Annotated in this window: 11 protein-coding genes; 3 read left to right on the top strand and 8 right to left on the bottom strand. The window is 69.9% G+C overall.

The features are described 5' to 3' along the window. Window positions 1-3: 3 nt before the first annotated feature. On the top strand, window positions 4-795 hold the full coding sequence (locus tag D7X99_RS35550) for a hypothetical protein (RefSeq protein WP_121781644.1): 792 nt from the start codon (window positions 4-6) through the stop codon (window positions 793-795). On the opposite strand, the gene D7X99_RS35545 is transcribed toward D7X99_RS35550, so the two are convergent. Beyond that, complete coding sequence (locus D7X99_RS35545) at window positions 792-1,016, bottom strand: twin-arginine translocase TatA/TatE family subunit (RefSeq protein ID WP_120579459.1); 225 nt, start codon at window positions 1,014-1,016, stop codon at window positions 792-794. The two genes, D7X99_RS35550 and D7X99_RS35545, sit on opposite strands and share 4 nt — an antisense overlap. Before the next feature lie 119 nt (window positions 1,017-1,135). Between D7X99_RS35545 and D7X99_RS35540 the strand changes: the two genes are divergently transcribed. Then, window positions 1,136-1,852, top strand: a complete 717-nt coding sequence (locus tag D7X99_RS35540; RefSeq protein WP_121781643.1) for a glycerophosphodiester phosphodiesterase family protein — start codon at window positions 1,136-1,138, stop codon at window positions 1,850-1,852. On the opposite strand, the gene D7X99_RS35535 is transcribed toward D7X99_RS35540, so the two are convergent. The 3 genes from D7X99_RS35535 to D7X99_RS35525 form a co-directional block, all read right to left on the bottom strand. Beyond that, entirely contained in the window at window positions 1,853-2,767 is a 915-nt protein-coding gene (locus D7X99_RS35535) for a hypothetical protein (RefSeq protein WP_121781642.1), read from the bottom strand. Between the two features lie 193 nt (window positions 2,768-2,960). Further along, a complete protein-coding gene (locus D7X99_RS35530; protein ID WP_121781641.1) occupies window positions 2,961-6,215 on the bottom strand; it encodes an MXAN_5808 family serine peptidase in 3,255 nt (1,084 codons plus the stop codon). A gap of 228 nt (window positions 6,216-6,443) precedes the next feature. Continuing rightward, window positions 6,444-7,244: an EI24 domain-containing protein gene (locus D7X99_RS35525; RefSeq protein ID WP_121781640.1), complete on the bottom strand. Its 801-nt coding sequence runs from the start codon at window positions 7,242-7,244 to the stop codon at window positions 6,444-6,446. Window positions 7,245-7,303: 59 nt separating this feature from the next. On the opposite strand from D7X99_RS35525, the gene D7X99_RS35520 reads away from it, so the two are divergent. Beyond that, a complete protein-coding gene (locus D7X99_RS35520; protein ID WP_121781639.1) occupies window positions 7,304-8,641 on the top strand; it encodes a glutamate--cysteine ligase in 1,338 nt (445 codons plus the stop codon). Between the two features lie 57 nt (window positions 8,642-8,698). On the opposite strand, the gene D7X99_RS35515 is transcribed toward D7X99_RS35520, so the two are convergent. The 4 genes from D7X99_RS35515 to alaS all read right to left on the bottom strand — a co-directional run bounded on the left by D7X99_RS35515 (window position 8,699) and on the right by alaS (window position 17,638). Further along, entirely contained in the window at window positions 8,699-9,322 is a 624-nt protein-coding gene (locus D7X99_RS35515; protein ID WP_121781638.1) for an outer membrane protein, read from the bottom strand. Window positions 9,323-9,426: 104 nt separating this feature from the next. Continuing rightward, window positions 9,427-14,283 (bottom strand): TIGR02266 family protein, encoded by a 4,857-nt coding sequence (locus tag D7X99_RS44005; RefSeq protein WP_233613968.1) that lies wholly within the window; start codon window positions 14,281-14,283, stop codon window positions 9,427-9,429. Next, window positions 14,280-14,945, bottom strand: a complete 666-nt coding sequence (locus D7X99_RS35500; RefSeq protein ID WP_121781637.1) for a hypothetical protein — start codon at window positions 14,943-14,945, stop codon at window positions 14,280-14,282. The genes D7X99_RS44005 and D7X99_RS35500 overlap by 4 nt, the downstream gene beginning before the upstream one ends. Next, the gene (gene alaS, locus D7X99_RS35495; protein ID WP_121781651.1) at window positions 14,942-17,638 is read right to left on the bottom strand and encodes an alanine--tRNA ligase; all 2,697 of its coding nucleotides are present in this window, start codon (window positions 17,636-17,638) and stop codon (window positions 14,942-14,944) included. Before alaS ends, D7X99_RS35500 begins: the two co-directional genes overlap by 4 nt. Window positions 17,639-17,755 lie beyond the last annotated feature (117 nt).

Here is a 17,755-nt window from a genome sequence, read left to right as displayed (position 1 = left end):
GTCATGTCCACGCTGGAGGAGGCCCGCGTGCTCGCGCGCAACCTGCACGCCCTGGGCGGAGGCGCCACCGTGCGCCGCAAGGCCGCCGCGCGCGAGCTGGCCCGGCGTGAGCCCTTCGACACGAACGAGCTCATCGGCCACCTGCTGTCGCTGTCCCGCGCCGGACAGGCCCCCGCCACCTGCGTGCTGTCGGACTTCCTGGCCGCGTTGGACCAGGAGGCCGAGCACATCCCCCACGTGGAGGCGCTCCGGCGCATGGCCCACGTGCAGTCACTGGAGGCGGTGGCGGACCTCTTCGCCCAAGGCCCCGCGCGCAAGGAGCTGGACGCGGACGCCGCCGCCCGCGCGGACGCGCAGGCCGCCAGCCAGTCGCTGGGCCACCTGAAGCAGCAGGCCCGCCTCACGCGCGACCCGGACGTGCTGTCGCGCCTGGCCACCGTGAGCAACCCGGCCGTGCTGCGCAACGTGCTGATCAATCCGCGCCTCACCGAGGACCTGGTGGTGCGCATCGCGGCGCGCAGGCCCGCGCGTCCGGAGCCGCTCGTCGAAATCTGGAAGTCGCCGCGCTGGTCCGTGCGCCACAAGGTGCGCCGCGCGCTGGCCTTCAACCCGTACCTGCCGCCGGAGGTGGGCGCGAAGCTGGTGCCCCTGCTCTCCACCCTGGACCTGCGCGAGATGGTGGAGGACGCGGGGCTGTTGCCCGCCCTGAGGCAGCAGGCCGCGCGCCTGCTGCTCGCGCCAGCGCCCGGCACCCCGCCCGGTCCGCTGGTGCTCCCAGCCGACGAGGAGCTCTAGGAGCGGCGGTCCTTGGAGGAGCCTTCGGTGTAGTCCGCGTCGGTGGTGCCCCGGCGTGAGTGGGGCAGGTGCTTCACGTCCACCAGGTCATCGCCGCGCGACGCCTTGCGGAACGAGTAGACGAACTTGCCCACCGCGTTGCCCAACTGCCCCATCCGGGCGGCCGAGAAGACCACCAGCAGGATGAAGCCGAGGACGAGGAACTCTCCGGTGCCCAACATGCGTCGGACACTGCAATAAACCCACCCGCGAGGCAAGTCGCGCCAGCGTGTCCACCCTCGTATGCGCCTGCCACGTCGGCGCTGCGCACAGTCGGCGTTTGAGCGCACACTGCGCGCCCATGCTCCTGCTCGCTCACCGTGGTGCCAGCGCCGACGCCCCCGAGAACACCCTGGAGGCCTTCGCGGAGGCCGTGCGCCAGGGCGCTGACGGCGTGGAGCTGGACGCCATGGTATGCGGCTCCGGCGAGGTGGTGGTGTGCCACGACGAGCGCCTGGACCGCCTGGCGGGGCAGCCCTGGGAGGTCCGCTCCACGCCCTGGTGGAAGCTCTCCCGCGCGGACGTGGGCACGCCCCTGGGCTTCGCCCCCGCGCGCATCCCGCTGCTGGAGGAGGTGCTGGACGCGCTGCCGGAGCACTTCCTGTTCAACATCGAGCTGAAGTGCGACCGCTTCGACGACGGCGGCCTGGCGGCGGGCGTGGCGCGGCTGTTGCGCGAGCGCGACCTGGCGGGCCGCGTGGTGGTGTCCAGCTTCAACCCGCTGTGCCTCTTCCGGCTGGCGGCGGTGGCGCCCACGCTGCGCCGGGGCTTCCTCATCGACCCGGACAAGCCCTGGGCGCTGCAGGCATACGCGCTGAGCCCGCTGGTGTCCTCGCACTCGGTGCACCCCTTCCACGAGGCGTGCACTCCGGAGCGCGTGGCGGCGTGGAACGACGCGGGCCTGCGCGTGGCGGCGTGGACGGTGGACGACCCCCGGCGCGCCCGCGAGCTGCGGGACCTGGGGGTGTCCTACCTCATCACCAACCGCCCGGGCCGCGTCCGCGAGGCCCTGCGCTGACTAGAAGTCCAGGCCCAACGTGGTGTTGAAGGCGAAGACGGAGGGCAGGTCGCGGCTGCCGGCGCCCTCCTGGTCGAAGCTGCCCAGGTTGGTGAGCGAAATCTCCGCACCCAGCTGCAGCACGCCGCCAATGAAGCGCGCGCCCGCGTAGAAGCGCGGGGTGAGGTTGTCGCCCGCGTTCACCCGCGAGTACGGCGCGGTGTTGGTCAGCGCGTCGCGCGAGTCGTTGCCCGCCGTGTCCGCCGGGTTGCGGCTCGGGTCGAAGTCCAGCGTGCGCGTGGTGGCGCTGACGAAGTTCAGGTCCAGGCCGCCGTAGGGCGTCACCGTCACCATGCCGCCCAGCGGGAACTGCTTGCCCACGCCGATGTCCAGGCCCGTGGTGGTCAGGTCCAGGTCTTGCGCGCCGAAGAGCTTCGTCACGTGCAGGCGCACGCCCACGTCCGGCAGGTACGTGAAGCCCTCGTTGACGGCCCACTTCAGCTCGCCCGTGGCCGTCACCATGCTGCTCTTCTCAATCCAGCCCACGCGCCCGCCCAGCTCCAGCGAGAAGGGCAGGCCCTTGCGCACGTGCAGGGACGGCACCAGCACGGAGCTCGGCTGCTCGGCTTCCGTGGGCAGCTGCACCTGCTCCGGGGACGGGAGCGACACGACGGACAGCTCCGCGTTGAACGCGAAGCCCGAGTGCCCCGTGGTGCGCGGGGGCATCAGGTTCGCGGACGTCATCACCGCGCCGAACGTGCGCGCGAAGGCACGGAAGTCCGCGCTGGCTTCGGCGAACTCCGTGTTGGTGATGACGGAAGAAGCGCCACGGCGTTCGACACCGTAGCGGGAAATGACCAGGTCGTTGGCGTCCGCATGGGCCGCGGCCCCTGACAGCGCCGTCGCGAGCACCAGCCACCGACTGAACGTCCGCATGGGGGAATCACGCCTCCGGGACGCGTGCCGGCCAAGCGGGCGCCCACCTCCGGCGGACCCTAAATCGGCCCTCGGTGAAGCGTCAACAAAACGGGCGGCCCTCCTCCAGGGAAACGCCCCCGTTCGAAGGGGGACGTCCGCTGGAAGCGAGCCGCCCGGGTCAGGCGGTTTCCGGGTGCGTGCCCGGAAAGGCCTACTGCTGGCGCGGCTTCACCGGCGTGGTGGCCGCGGCGGCGGGCGTCGCCACCTTCTGCGCCACCTCCGCCGGACGGCGGCGGATGACCAGCGTGCGGCGGCTGGCGAACTCGGTGCTCTCGCGGGCCACCACCAGCACGTTGTTGTTGCCCTCCTTGAGCGCGAAGTCAGCGGTGAACTTCAGCGTGTTGGGCTCGCCGCCCTTGGGGTCCACGGCCTTGAAGTAGACCTTCTGGTCGTTGACCAGCACGTAGACGTCCAGCAGGCCGTTGGGGTCCTTCACCGCGCCGGAGAGGGTGAACTTGTCGCCGTTCACCACCACGCCGCCGTGCGACGGATCCACGTCCAGCTTGATGTCCGGCGGCTGGTGCGTCGTGGTGAACGCCACCGTCTTGGGCGCCGCCGCCTTGCCGGTCTTCACTTCCTTCGCGTCCTGCGTGCGCACGAAGGCGAAGCGGTCCTTCTCCAGCGCGACCTTGTAGTAGCCCTTGGTGGTGGCCTCCAGGGCCAGCGTGGCGCCCTGCGGCAGCTTCGCCACCGGACGCGCGTCCGCGGTGGGCGAGGCGAACAGCTCCGCCTTGTCGTTGAGCTTCACCAGGCCCTTCTTCACCTCCAGCGGGGCCACGGGGCCGTCCTTCACGGGCAGCTGGAGCTTCTCCAGGACGAACTCCTCCAGGGGCTCGTCGAGGATGGCCAGCTTCAGCGGGAAGGTGTCGCCCTTGAAGCCCTTCTTCAGGGACACCTGGAAGCGCGCCGTCTTCGTCTCACCGGGCTTGATCTCCCCCAGCTTGAAGCGGCCCTTCTCGATGAAGATGTTCGCGTCGCCGCCGTTCTTGATCTGCGCGAACGAGTCCAGCGCCGGGCCCACGCCCGTGTTGGTGACGTCCATCACCACCGTGACGTCCTCGCCGCGCTGCACGACGCCGTCGCCGTTGCACTCGGCGCAGTCATCCACCACCTGCCAGTTGAAGGCGAACGCGGGGCGGGGCAGCTCCACGAAGGACAGCTCCGACACCAGGGTGTCGCGCAGCGCGCCGTTGTCGTCGAACAGCTTCACCTTCACGTCGTCGCGGCGGCTGGTGAGGTCCTTGGGCAGGCGCACCTGCACCTTCCAGGACTTCTTCTCACCCGGGGCGATGGCGCCGAAGAGGAACTCGCGGCGGTCGAGGAACGCGTTGTCGCTCTCCGTCCAGCCCCGCACGCGCTTGAGCGGCTCCGTGCCCTTGTTCTCCACGTTGATGACCATGTCCAGCTGCTCGCCGGCCAGAATCTTCGCGTCGGAGCCCGGGGAGAAGCTGGCGTCCAGCTGCACGTTCTTGGGCGTGGGACCGGGGCTCCAGTCCAGGCCGAGCGCGGCGATGGCGTTGTTGATGCGCTGCTCCTCCTCGTTGCGCTTCTGCTCCACGAACGTCTTGCCCTTGGCGATCTGCTCGGCGCGCTTCACCGCCGGGACCTTCAGGACGAAGTCGCGGGCGAACTGGACCTCGAAGTCCTCCTTGATCTCCTCCTGGGACTCCGCGTCCAGCTGGTCGTCCAGGTCCTCGCCCTGACCGGCCACGTCCACGTCCAGGAGCGGATCATTCTGGCCGTGCTCCTTCTTGGTGTCCTTGGCGCCGGGGGCCGGCTTGGCGGCGACCTTCTCCTTCGGCTCTTCCTTCTTGGCGGCGGCCTGGACGGCCTTCTCGTCCACCTTCAGGTACTTGAGGCTGGTGCCCGGCTTCTCGCGGTCCAGCACCTCTTCGCGCTTCTTGGCGACGGTGGAGGACTCCGGGTTGCCGAAGTGCTGATCCAGGTCCGCCTCGCCCATGGACTTGCGGGGCGCGAACACGTCCACCCGGTCCGCGGTGACGCGCGTGGGCACCAGCTGGATGTCCGGCACGATGCCCACTTCCTGGATGGAGACGTCACCCGGGGTGAGGTACTTGGCGATGGTCAGCTTGAGCGCGCTGTCGTCCGGGAAGTCGTAGAGCACCTGCACGCTGCCCTTGCCGAACGTCTGGCGCCCGATGATGACCGCGCGGTCCAGGTTCTTGAGCGCGCCCGCCACGATTTCAGACGCGGAGGCGCTGCCCGCGTTCACCAGCACCGCGATGGGGTAGTTCTCCTCGCCCTCCGTGGGGCGCGCGCGCTTCTCCTCGCGCAGCTTGTCGCTGAAGCCCACCGTCGCGACGATGGTGCCCTTGGACAGGAACGTGTCCGACACCTGGATGGCCTGCTCCAGCAGGCCGCCCGGGTTGCCGCGCAGGTCGAGCACGAGGCCCTTGAAGCCGCCCTTGGCGTCCGCCTGCTTGCGGATGTCCGTCAGCGCGGCCTCCAGGTCGCGCGTGGTGTTGCCCTGGAAGTTCTTCAGGCGCACGTAGCCCACGCCGCCCGCGAGCAGCTTGTGCTGCACGGACTCAATCGAAATCATGGCGCGCGCCACCGTCATGTTGCGCGCCTTGTCCCAGCCGTCGCGCTCCACGGTGATGGTGATGCGGCTGTCCACCGGACCGCGCAGCTTGGACACGGCCTCGTTGAGGTCCATGTTGACGGTGGACTCCTCACCAATCTTCTTGATGCGGTCGTCCTTCTGGATGCCGGCGCGCGACGCGGGCGTCTTGGGCAGCACCTTCACCACGGTGAGGTTGCCCTCCTTCATCTGGATGACGAAGCCCAGGCCGCCGAACTCACCCTTGGTGGACAGCTTCATCTCCCGGTACAGCTCCGGGCGCAGCAGCACCGAGTGCGGATCCAACGTGGAGAGCATGCCGTTGACGGCCGCGTACTCGATGTCGCGCGTCTCCTCGATGGGACGCATGTTCTTCGACAGGAAGTCGAACACGTCCTTCAGCGCGAAGGACATCTTCCACAGGGAGTCGACGTGGGAGATGTCGAACTCCTTCTGCTTGCCGTTGACGTTGACGTTGAGCTTGCCCGTCTCCGGGTTGCCGTCCACGAGCACGTCCGGGACGCTCTTCTCCACGTACTCCAGGGAGGCGATCATCATCTCCTTGGGCTTCACCCGCTTGGGGTCGACGTAGTTCTCCTTCACGTAGAGGATGACCTTCGTGAGGACGCGGAGGCTGTTGAGGTCGTGAGGGGCCTTCTCGCTCTTGCTGGCGGAAGGCAGCGCGCCGTCCCAGGAGTCCTGCCCCGCCTCCGCCGCTCCCACGGTGAGCGGGAGGGGCGCACGGTCACTGCCTGCGAATGCCCAGGCCCCCAACAGAACGGCGACGGCGGTGATGCGGCGGAAGATACGCGGCATGCGGTTCATCCCAGCTGGGGCGCGAGAGGCGCCCCGGGTGATGCGTGAAAAGCCCTGTGAATCCGAACGGTTCGACGTAAGCCAAGGAACCAGGCAGCGGCCGGGCAAGCCTAATCACGGCTTCCAGGTGCTTCAAGGCGTGGCGTTGTCACTAGCGACCGAGAACGTCTGCCGCAGGCAATGCGTTCCCGGGGGAGCCTGGACGTACGGACACCCGGCCTCCCCCTTTATTTCGCGTCAGGCCCCAGCATCCGGTGGAGGGGGCAGGTCCCCGGCCTCCCTCAGGGCCCGGTAGAGCAGGGTGCCCCCGACGATGGCCACCGGGAGGAAGAAGGTGTTGAGGATGGGCACCCACAGGAGCAGGTAGACGCCCGCGCCGAAGCCCAGGCAGAGGGCCCGGCGCTCGCGCAGCATGCGGCGCACCTGGGCGAAGGGGTACAGGTGGCGCGTCATGGGCGCGGCCAGGTGCTCCGCCGCCATCCAGAGCATGGTCCACAGGCTGGCCAGCACGGTGAACGCCACGCTGCCCAGGCCCGGCAGGAGGTTCAGCGGCAGGAGCATCGCCAGCCCCAGGAAGAGCAGCGCCAGGCGGGCGAGCGTGTGCAACAGCCCTGTCGTCATGCTCCGCAGGAAGGAGGCGGGTGAGAGCACCGCGTCCGCTCCCGCACACTCGGCTTCCGTGGCCTCCGACACCGGGTCCTGCAGCGGCGTGAGGAGCAGCGGAGGCGCCACGTTGGCGCCCACCACCCAGGCGACCAGGGAGCCCAGCACGAGCGCGGTGTACCAGCCGGCCTGTCCGTACCAGGACTCGGGCCGGGCCCACACGGACTCCAGGAGTCCGGGGGCGTACCGGTAGAGCAGGACGGCCAGGCCCAGCAGGGTGATGGCGGTGAGGACGGCGCACAGGCTGGAGAGGAGGAAGAGGCGGCGCGAGCGGAAGATGAGCCCGAAGGCGCGGCCGAGCACCCCCACGCCCTGGAGGAAATCCGACAGACGGGGCCGGGGGGCCAGGGTGGGGACGGGGGACGCAGGACGCATGGGGTCGGGGTGCTCAAATGAGGGCAAGGCCAACGGCCCCCGTTATATAGGGCGCCCTCATGTCCCTCGACCTCAAGCGCGTGGCCTCCGAGCCCCTCACTTCCGCCGCCCCCCTGGTGGAGGAGCTTCGCAAAGGGGAGAAGCCCCGGACCCAGCACCGGCTGGGGCTGGAGCACGAGAAGTTCATCTATCCCGTGGGGTCCGCCCAACCCCCGCCCTACGAGGGACCGAACGGGATTGGTGCCCTCCTGGAGCGCATCGCCCCGGGCGGCTACGAGCCCTTCCGGGAGACGCCCCGGTCGCCGGTCATCGCGCTGCAGCGCGGGATGGCGGCCATCTCCCTGGAGCCGGGCGGGCAGTTCGAATTGTCCGGCAGCCCCTTCCACACGGCGCGGGAGGCGCACCATGAGAACCTCCAGCACCTGAAGGAGACGAAGGCGGCGGCGTCCGCGCTGGGCTTGCGCCTGGTGGCGCTGGGCTACCGGCCGGTGGGCACCACGGGGGAGATGCCCTGGATGCCCAAGACGCGCTACCAGGTGATGCGCCGCACGCTGCCGGAGCGCGGCCGGCTGGCGCTGAACATGATGCTGATGACGTCCACCGGGCAGGTGTCGCTGGACTGGGCGGACGAGGCGGACTGCGTGCGCAAGACGGTGGCGGTGGCGCGCCTGTCGCCGCTCCTGGTGGCGCTGTACGCCAACAGCCCGCTCCTGGAGGGCAAGCCCTCCGGCTACATGTCCTTCCGCAGTCGCGTCTGGGAAGAGGTGGACCCCACGCGCTGCGGCTACCTGCCGTCCTGGTTCGACGGCTCGTTCTCCTATCAGGCCTATGTGGACTGGGCGCTGGACGCGCCGCTCCTGTTCCTGCGCCGCGAGGGCGAGTACCGCCACCCGAAGCTCACCTTCCGTCAGCTGATGAAGGAGGGCTACGAGGGTAAGCCGCCGGACATGGGGGACTGGACGGACCACCTGTCCACGCTCTTCCCGGAGGTGCGGCTGAAGAAGGTGCTGGAGGTGCGCGGCGCGGACTGTGCCAGCGCGGCCATGACGGGGGCGCTGGGGGCACTCTGGCGCGGCATCCTCTACGACGCGCAGGCGCTGGAGGAGGCGGAGCTGCTCCTGCCCCGGCTGAACTTCACCGAGCACCTGGCCTTCCACGACACCGCGCGCCGCGAGGGCCTGGCCGGGAAGCTGGGGCCGCGCGAGCTGCACCGGCTGGCCGGGGAGATGGTGGCCATCGCGAAGCGTGGGCTGCAGCGGTTGGACCCCGAGGACGCGCCGCTGCTCGCGCCGTTGGAGGCGGTGGCGGCTTCGGGCCGGTCGCCGGCGCAGGCGGTGCTGGACGCGTGGAAGGAAGATCCGCGTCCGGAAGTGCTGATGACGCGCTTCGAGCTGTGAGGACGTGATGCGTCCGCGGGGGCGTGAGTCCCGCGGACGCGGCGCCGGGGCGGCGGGCTAGAAGCGGCCGCCCACGGTGAGGTTGCCGTTGAAGAGGCTGCCCTTGGCCTCGTCGGTGGTGCCGGGGACGGTGGTCAGGTCCTCGCCACCGACGAGGCGGTAGGTGGCCCGCACGCCGGCGGACAGGTGGCCCAGGCGGTATTCGATGCCCGCGGCCAGCGGAAACTCCGTCTGCCAGTCATTGCCGTAGATGGGCTGGGAGCCCGAGGACGCGTGCAGGTAGCTCAGGCCGAAGCCCGCGCCCACGAAGGGGTGCCACTTGTGGTCGACGACGGGGCCCAGCTTGCCCATGAACGAGCCGTTGTTGCGCCAGATGTGGTTGCCGCCGAGGACGCGGGCGTCATCGATGGGGATGTTCTGGCCTTCGTAGCCGGCCTCCACGCCGATGTACTTCCAGGGCTGGGCGTTGGCGGTGATGTTGAACAGCCCGCCCACACCCGTCTCATTGCCCAGCTTGCCGGTGTAGCCGCCCAGGCCCACGCCCACGTCCAGACCGGCCGTGGAGTCCTCTTCGCTGAAGCTGAGCTTTCGCGACACCTCGCTCGCATCCATCGCGAGGGCCGGCCCCGCCACGCACGTGCCGGCCACCACCAGTCCTGCCACCATCGAAGTCCGTCTCATGACCAGGTTCCTCCCCCTTGAAGTGTGGGACCTGGAATGGAAGCTGGGACGACGGGGCGGGACAGCGCACCCGTCCAGTGGACGGAGCCAGGGGGCCGAGGGCCTCAGCGCCGGCCGAAGAGCTTCTTCAAGCCGGAAAGCAGGCCGCTCGGCCGGGCTTCCGGTTCGGTGTGGAAGGGCGAGCGGGCGATGAGGGCATCGCGGGAGGCGTCGTCCAGCTCCTCCGCCGCGAGCGTCACCGGCTGCCGCTTCGCGCCGGGCAGGGTGGCGCTGAAGGCGAGGGTGCCGTCGGTGGACAACTCCAGGTGCACCTCCACCTCGCCGGGGCGTTCCACGGAGAGGGTGAGGCAGCCGAGCCATTCGTTCTCCACGGCGGTGGCGGCGGTGCCCTGGAAGAAGGCGAGCGCCAGCGGACCGGGGACGGTGATGGGGATGACGAGCGTCTTCGCGGTGGGCAGGCGGGTGTTGCGCTCCAGCACGCGGCGGAAGGTGCCGGCGTCCTCGGCGACGCCGATGGGGGCGGTGAGGACCTCCGAGACGCTGGCGGCGGGCTTGCCGGTCTCCGACAGCAAGAGCGCGTGACCGAGCAGCGCGGCGCCGCGCACCACGGCGGTGCGGGCGTCCACGCCGTCGTCGCGCACGGGCACGCCCAGGCTCTCCTCCAGGCGGCGGCGCACGAGCGGTGAACGGGACTGGCCGCCCACGAGGAGCACTGCGTCCAGGCCTTGAGGGGACAGGGCGTTGGACTCCAGCACCTCGCGGGTGACGGAGACGACGCGCTGGGCGAGGTCGGCGGTGAGGGCCTCCATGCGCTCGCGGTCGAGCTTGGGGCCGGGGCCGGTGGGCAGGGTGACGTCCACGCTGTCCTGGGTGGAGAGGGTCTCCTTGGTGGACTCAGCGAGGGTGCGCAGGGGGCCCCAGTCGAGCAGGTGTTCGGGGCGGGGGTGGCCCTGTCCGGCGAGGTCGCTGGCGAGTGCCTCGGCGATGCGGGCGTCGAAGTCCATGCCGCCGAGGGTGGGGTCGCCGCCGGTGGTGACGACCTCCAGGTCATCGCCGGTGACCTGCACCACGCAGACCTCCAGGCCGCCGCCGCCCAGGTCCACGACGAGGACGCGTTTGCGAGCGAGGCCCCGGCCGTACGCGTACGCGAGCGCCGCGGCGGCGCTGTTGGTGAGCACGCGGGGCACGTCCAGGCCGGCCATGGTGGCGGCCTCGCGAAGGGCGGCGCGCTGGCGTTCGGTGAAGTGCGAAGGCGCGCAGAGCACGGCGCGCGTCACCTTGCGGCCCAGGTGCGTGGTGGCCGCCTGATGCAGCTCGCGCAGCAGCATCGCGGTGAGGAGGGTGGGCGCCACGTGGCGGCCATCGAGCTCCACGCCCGCGTCCCCATGGCGGTCGGTGGCGACGGGGAAGGGGAGCTGCGGGGAGAGCCAGCGCAGGTTCGGGGAGCGGGCGCGCACGCCGAGCAGGCGCTTGAGGCCGGTCGCGGCGCGGCGGGGTGCGCGGGAGGCTTCGACGAGCGCGGCGGCACCGACCAGGAATTCTCCGGCGCTGTTCACCGCGATGACGGAGGGAAGGCCCGAGCCGTCGTTGCCGGGGATGGGGATGGGCGTGGCGACGCCGTCGATGAACGCGGCGACGCGCGCGTGTGAAGTGCCCACGTCGATGCCGAGCACGACCTCCGCCGCCGCGGGCGTGGTGACGGGCACGGCGGGAGCCAGGTCGAAGAGCGTGCGGCGGCGGCTGCGCGCGGTGGCGGTGCTGCTCTGTGCGTCAGCGGAAGGCGGTGGTGCGGCTTCGTCGGTGCGCGGGGACTGGGGCGCGGTGGAGGTCTGGGACGGCGGTGGTGATGAGGCCGTGAGGACAGATGCCGTGGCTTCGGTGGACCGTAGGGTTTCTGTCGCGACCGATGCTTGGGGATTCGGTTGTTCCGACGTCGCGCGGGTGGGCGCGTTGGCTTCGCTGGAGCGCGGAGATTCTGTCGCGGCGGATGCTTGTCCCAACGCCGCGCTGACGGGAGCGGTGGCTTCGATGGAGCGCGAGGACTCTGTCGCGACCGATGCTTGGGGATTCGGTTGTTCCGCCGCCGTGCTGATGGTCGCGGCGGCTTCACTGGTGCGCGGAGATTCTGGCGCAGCCGATGCTTGGGGATTCGGTTGTTCCGACGCCGCGGTACTGGGCGCGGTGGCTTCGCTGGAGCGCGGAGATTCTGTCTCGGCCGATGCTTGTCCCAACGCTGCGCTGATGAGTGCAGCGGCTTCATTGGAGCGGGAGGACTCTGGCGCAGCCGATGCTTGAGGATTCGGTTGTTCCGACGCTGCGCTGAGGGTCGCGGCGGCTTCACTGGCGCGCGGGGATTCTGTCGCAGCTGATGCTTGAGGGGGCTGGGGTTCCGAACCCGTGCTGATGCGCGTGGCGGCTTCGCTGGCGCGCGGGGGCTCTGTCGCGGCCGGTGCTTGGGGGGACGGTTGTTCCGACGTCGCGCTGATGGGCGAGGTGGCTTCGCTGGAACGAGGCGGCTGCTCCGTGGCGGATGCCTGCTGCGAAGGCGTACTGACCTGGGCGGTGGTTTCGCTGGCGGCGGGCTGTTGCTCCGAGGTCGAGCTGTCCGCACCGGAATCTTCGTGCTCCACGGCGGATTCGCGCGGCGATGGTTCCTCGGCAGTGCTGCCCAGAGCGGCGGCTTCGGTGCCGCTGGGGGCATTCGCCGCGGTGTGCTGTGTGGCTTCGCCCGATGCGACCGGTGACGCGGAGGCGCTGGTGGAAACCTGGAGGGGCGCCGATTCCTCGACGGGCAGCTTCGTGTCGGACGCGAGCGCATTCGAGGCGTCCAGGGCCGCCGGGGTGGACACCGTCGGTGGCGGAGTCTCTTCGGGGGGCGGTGCTACCGGGGATGCGGACCGCGTCTCTTCGTGGGACCCCGCAGCCAGCACAGAAGCGAGTGCCTCATCGTGCTCTGGCGCTTGGACCGACGCCGATTCGAGTTCGGGCGAAGCATCCACCGCGGGCGCGGCCACTGCCGGGGTCGTGTCTTCGGATGCAGAGGATCCGACGAGCGCCGTCCAGGCATCCTCGGTCGGCAGCTCGACCACGACGACTGTCGATGCGTCCTCCTCGTCCATCGGAGGCGCGGAGACGGGCTCGGGCACAGGGGCCGAACTCGCGGTAGGAGCGGCCGTTGAAGTCGTGACGGCTTGCGTGTCGCGCTCGGGCTCGTCGGTGTCCGTGGCTCCGACAGCTTGTTCAAGCGCCGCGCTGAATGGATCCACGTCCTCCGAGTCTGTGCTGAGCGCGCGCGGAAGGGAGTCCGGATCGATACCCCATGCGCGAAGGCGCTCGGCCTCCCGTTGGCTCGGCGTCGTGAACGGCTCTGGAGGAGGGGGCGTTTCCTTCGGAGCATCCTCCGAATGGAACTCCACGGGCTGCGACGTCGCCTGGGGAAGGTCTTCTACGACGTCGGAGTCCGTGACTGCCGGAGCGGTCTCCGCTGTCGAGCCCTCGGCGGCGTCGAAGTCCGGGGCGGCCGGCAAGTGCTCCGCCGGCGGAAGCGCTGCTTCGGTATCGCCCCCCTCGGCATCGGAGGCCGACACCGTCCGAGCATCGTCTTCTTCCGAAGGCACCGTTGCCGCGAAAGAGGCGCCCTCGGTGTCGGAGTCCGGATCCCTCCATTCACTGCTCGCCTCTGAATGGAGCGGCTCCTGGGCGCTGACGGCGTCGGGGGCTTCTGAGGGAGCCCAGGAACTTTCTCCCGGAGGGAGCGTCGCGTCCTCGGCGTCTTCCGTCGCAGGGGAGTCCGGTGCGAACTGGGGACCGGGCTCCGCCGGAGCGGGGGACTCATCGGACTCCATGCTGAGGTCGACGTCGAAGTCGAACGACGAGCCGGAGTCCGCCTGCGTCTCAACGGACACGGCTGCCGCTTCCACGTGCGCCGGTTCCGCTGCGCCTGGCGTGTCCGCGAACTCGGAAGCCGTGTCTCCAGTCTCCTCCGTCGCGTACTCGGGGCTCCACCCGGAATGCTCGGGAGCATGCGCGGCTCCGAGCACGGCGTTCGGATCAAACGCGTCCACTGACGCGGGAGTGAAGTGGTGCGCGGATGCTTCGCCAGCGTCAGGCGCGCCAGATGCCTCTGTTGCCGGTGGAAGCGCTTCGTCCTCGCGTGCATCCGGAACGGAGGCGTCCCCATCAGCCGCCGCGGGCTGCGCTTCCACGCGACTGCCATCGGCCTCTGGAGTAGTCGATGCGTCCGCTGCCTGGACTCCTCTGGACGCAGGAGTCGTCGGCTGGACCGTGAACATCTCCTGGGTCGCCCGTTGTGGATCCAGTCCGGCCGGACGCCTCCGTGGCTTCCGCAGGAAGTCCACCGACGGAAGGGGCGCCAGTTCCTCTTCTTCGTCGACCGCGTGCTCCGGAAACAGCGACACCGGGTCATCCGGTTCAGCCAGGTCCGGCGGCGGCTCCGCGACGGGCAGCTTCACGGCCGGCAACGTCATGGACGCCTTCGGCGGCGCGGCGCGTGTCCCCGGTTTCTCGAGGACCACCTTCGCCGGAGGCTCTACCGGTGCCGGCGCTTCAATGCCTGACGCAGGCCGTGCCGGATTCACGGCTGGAGTCCGTCGCACCAGCCCCGGCGGCGCCACCTCCATCCCGCTCCGCCGCGCGACGATGCGATCGATGAGCGCCTTGCTCGCCGCGTCCAGCTTGGTGAAGCGCACCGTCATCCCGGTCCGCGCACTGCCCGCGTCCGGCTGCGCCTTCAACACCACGCCTTCACCGCGCAACAGCCGCGTGCCATCCGCGAGGACGAACTCGAACGCCAGCCCCGTGCCTTCCGGCTTGAGTGCTCGCGTGGCCACGAACACTCCACCGCGCCCCACGTTCGAGCCATACCGCTCGATGAACTCCTCCTCCCCCGTGTACGGGAGTCGGATGCGCAGCGGGAGGAGCTTGGGGGCCGGCCCGGTCATCGCAAGGGGATCCGCACGTCCCCGCCGGAGCCCCGCACCACGAGCGCCAGCCCATCGTCTTGCACGGCGTCCGGCGGCACCTCGAACAGCAGCGCCACTTCCGTGCGCTGCGCGGGCGCCCACGTGGAGGGCAGGGGCTTCGTGCCGGACACCGCCTGCGCGTCACGCGCCAGCGGATACGTCTGCCCCTTCGCGTCCGTGAGCTTCACGCCCTCCAGCGTCAGCGGCGCGGGCATCCCACCCACGTTCTGGGTGATGAGCTCCACGCGAAGGAACAGGTCCTCCGTCGTGAGGCTCAGCCCCGCCTTGCCGGAGCCCTTCACCGAGTGCGACGCCTCCAGCCCCGTCACCTTCATCGCCACCGTGTCCACGTGCACGGTGTCGTTGCGCTCGGGCAGCCGCAGCTTGCGCGGCCCGCTGTCGCCCATGCCCGCGGCCAGGCCCGCCAGCTTCGACTCCTCCGGCTCGCGCTGGGCAGGCTGTGGACGCGCGGCCACGGCGCCGCCCTGCTTCACCCGGTCCGCCTCCGCGCGCAGCTTCTGGAGCGTGCGTGCGTCGGCTTCCTGTCCCTCTTCGGACGTGGAGGCTTCCTTCGTGCAGCCCCCCAACAGGAGGGCCGCCGTCAGGCACGCCAGGATGCGGGATGAAGCGCGAGGACTCACGCCGGGCTCGCGCCCTTCACCAGCTCGAAGAGCTTCTCGAGCGCCACGGGCAGCTTGTCCGCGTCCGGGCCACCGGCCTGCGCCATGTCCGGCTTGCCGCCGCCCTTGCCGCCCACTTCCTTGGCCATCTCGCGCACCAGGTTGCCCGCGCTGATGCCCTTGGCGACGAGGTCCTTCGTGGCCGCCACCAGGATGACGGCGCGGCCGTCCTTCTCACCGCCAATGGCGATGATGCCCGACCCGATGCGGTCGCGCAGCTGATCCGCCATGCCGCGGAACACCTTGTCGTCCGCGGGGTCCACGCGCGTGGCCAGCACCTTCATGCCGTTGACCTCGCGCGCCTGGTCCAGGAGGTCCTTCTGCGAGGCCGACTGGGCCTTCACCGAGACCTCCTCCACCTTGCGCTCCAGCTCCTTCACGCGCTTCTGGGTGGCCTCCACGCGGGTGGCGACCTCCTTGGGGTTCGTGCGCAAGAGCGCCGCGACCTTCTTGAGCTCGTGCTCCTGCTCGCGCACGAACTGGAGCGCGCCCACGCCCGTCACGGCCACGATGCGCCGCACGCCGGAAGCGACGCCGCTCTCGCTGGTAATCTTGAACAGGCCGATGTCGCCGCTGCGCTTCACGTGCGTGCCGCCGCAGAGCTCCGTGGACTCCGGGTGCACGGTGACGACGCGCACCGTCTCGCCGTACTTCTCACCGAACATGGCCACGGCGCCGGACTTCTTCGCGTCGTCCAGGTTCATGACGCGCGTCTGCGCGTCCGCGTTGTCGCGCACCCAGGTGTTGACCAGGTCCTCCACCTGCTCCAACTGTTCCTGGGTGGCGGGGGAGAAGTGCGAGAAGTCGAAGCGCAGGAAGTCCGGCGCGACGACGGAGCCCGCCTGCTTCACGTGCTCGCCGAGCACGCGCTTGAGCGCCTTGTGCAGCAGGTGCGTGGCGGAGTGGTTCGCGCGGATGGCTTTGCGGCGCTCCACGTCCACGGACGTCTGCACCATGTCGCCGGCCTTCAGCGTGCCTTCCTTCACCTCCACGCTGTGGACGATGAGGCCCTGCACCGGGCGCTGCGCGTCCTTCACCTGCACCACGGTCTTGCCACCGTGCGCGACGATGCGGCCCGTGTCGCCTTGCTGGCCGCCGGACTCGCCGTAGAAGGGCGTGCGGTCCAGCACGACGTCCACCGTGGCGCCCGCGGAGACCTGGGGCACCTCCACGCCGTCCTGCACCAGGGCGATGACGCTGCCTTCGCCCTCGTGGCCCTCGCCGTCGTAGCCCAGGAACTGGGTGGGGGCGGTGCGCGCGAGGACGGTCTGGAAGACCTCCGTGGTGCCCTTCTTGGTCTTGACGAAGTCGTCCTGCTCGTCGGCTTCCTTCTCCTTGATCTTGTTGAAGCCCTCCAGGTCCACGTCGTAGCCGCGCTCGCGCGCGATGATCTGCGTGAGGTCCCAGGGGAAGCCGTAGGTGCCGTGCAGCAGGAAGACGACGTCGCCAGCGAGCATCTTGCCGCCGGAACCCTGGAGCTTGGACAGCTCCTCGTCCATCAGCTTGAGGCCACGGTCGAGCGTGCGGCGGAAGCCCTCTTCCTCGTGCTTGGCGACCTCGAGGATGAAGGTGCGGCCGTCGCGCAGCTCGGGGAACGCGTCGCCCATGAGCTCGATGACGCGGTCCACGACCTTGAAGAAGAAGGGCTCCTTGATGCCCAGCTGCGTGTCACCGTGGCGGATGGCCCGGCGCATGATGCGGCGCAGGACGTAGCCGCGCGCCACGTTGGAGGGCTGGACGCCGTCGGCCACGAGGAACGCGGTGGCGCGGGCGTGGTCGGCGACCACGCGCTGCGAGGCGCCGGTCTCCTGGGTGTAGGGCTTGCCGCACAGCTCGCTGACGGTGGCGAGGATGCCCTGGAAGAGGTCGGTGTCGTAGTTGGAGCGCTTGCCCTGGACGACGGACGCGATGCGCTCCAGGCCGGCGCCGGTGTCGATGGACGGCTTGGGGAGCGGGATGAGGGGCGCGTCCTTCTCCTTGCGTTCGAACTGCATGAACACGAGGTTCCAGATTTCGAGCCACCGGTCGCAATCACACGCGACGCCCTGGCACTTCCTGCCCGCGGCCTCTTCCACACAGGGGATGTCGTCGCCCTGGTGGTAGTGGATTTCAGAGCAGGGACCGCACGGGCCGGTGTCGCCCATGGCCCAGAAGTTGTCCTTGTAGCCGAGCTTCAGGATGCGGTCGCGAGACACGCCTTCCTTGGCCCACAGGTCGAAGGCCTCTTCATCCCAGGGGATGTTGTTCTCGCCGTTGAACACGGTGACGGCGAGCCGCTCGATGGACAGGCCGAGCCGCTTCGTCACGAACTCCCAGGCGAACGAGATGGCGTCGGCCTTGAAGTAGTCGCCGAAGGAGAAGTTGCCGAGCATCTCGAAGAACGTGTGGTGGCGCGCGGTGTAGCCCACGTTGTCGAGGTCGTTGTGCTTGCCGCCAGCGCGCACGCACTTCTGGGACGAGGTGGCGCGGCGGTAGTCGCGCTGCTCACGGCCGGTGAAGACGTCCTTGAACTGGACCATGCCGGCGTTGGTGAACAGCAGGGTCTGGTCGCCAACGGGCACCAGCGAGGAGGAGGCCACACGGCGGTGGGCGCGCTCCTCGAAGAACTGGAGGAACGCCTCGCGGATCTGGGAGGCGGTGAGGGCGGAAGGCATGGTGTGGGTATATGCCACAAGAGGGCCGGGCGCAGCAGTTCCTGGACGGGTCATCCCCCCTGGGACGGGGCATGTAGGCAGGGCTGACGACAGGAGGGCAGGGGAGCGGCCGGGGGC

The organism is Corallococcus sp. AB032C (assembly GCF_003668935.1).
GTDB classification, from domain to species: Bacteria; Myxococcota; Myxococcia; order Myxococcales; family Myxococcaceae; genus Corallococcus; species Corallococcus exiguus.
The sequence above is the reverse complement of the archived record's forward strand: the minus strand, read 5'-3'. Positions and strand labels throughout refer to the sequence as shown.

Excerpts from the sequence above, each read along its gene's own strand:
- D7X99_RS35515 (WP_121781638.1), bottom strand. The coding sequence starts at position 9,322 with ATGAGACGGACTTCGATGGTGGCAGGACTGGTGGTGGCCGGCACGTGC.
- D7X99_RS35545 (WP_120579459.1), bottom strand. The coding sequence starts at position 1,016 with ATGTTGGGCACCGGAGAGTTCCTCGTCCTCGGCTTCATCCTGCTGGTG.
- D7X99_RS35520 (WP_121781639.1), top strand. The coding sequence starts at position 7,304 with ATGTCCCTCGACCTCAAGCGCGTGGCCTCCGAGCCCCTCACTTCCGCC.
- D7X99_RS35530 (WP_121781641.1), bottom strand. The coding sequence starts at position 6,215 with ATGAACCGCATGCCGCGTATCTTCCGCCGCATCACCGCCGTCGCCGTT.
- alaS (WP_121781651.1), bottom strand. The coding sequence starts at position 17,638 with ATGCCTTCCGCCCTCACCGCCTCCCAGATCCGCGAGGCGTTCCTCCAG.
- D7X99_RS44005 (WP_233613968.1), bottom strand. The coding sequence starts at position 14,283 with ATGACCGGGCCGGCCCCCAAGCTCCTCCCGCTGCGCATCCGACTCCCG.
- D7X99_RS35535 (WP_121781642.1), bottom strand. The coding sequence starts at position 2,767 with ATGCGGACGTTCAGTCGGTGGCTGGTGCTCGCGACGGCGCTGTCAGGG.
- D7X99_RS35550 (WP_121781644.1), top strand. The coding sequence starts at position 4 with ATGTCCACGCTGGAGGAGGCCCGCGTGCTCGCGCGCAACCTGCACGCC.
- D7X99_RS35525 (WP_121781640.1), bottom strand. The coding sequence starts at position 7,244 with ATGCGTCCTGCGTCCCCCGTCCCCACCCTGGCCCCCCGGCCCCGTCTG.
- D7X99_RS35540 (WP_121781643.1), top strand. The coding sequence starts at position 1,136 with ATGCTCCTGCTCGCTCACCGTGGTGCCAGCGCCGACGCCCCCGAGAAC.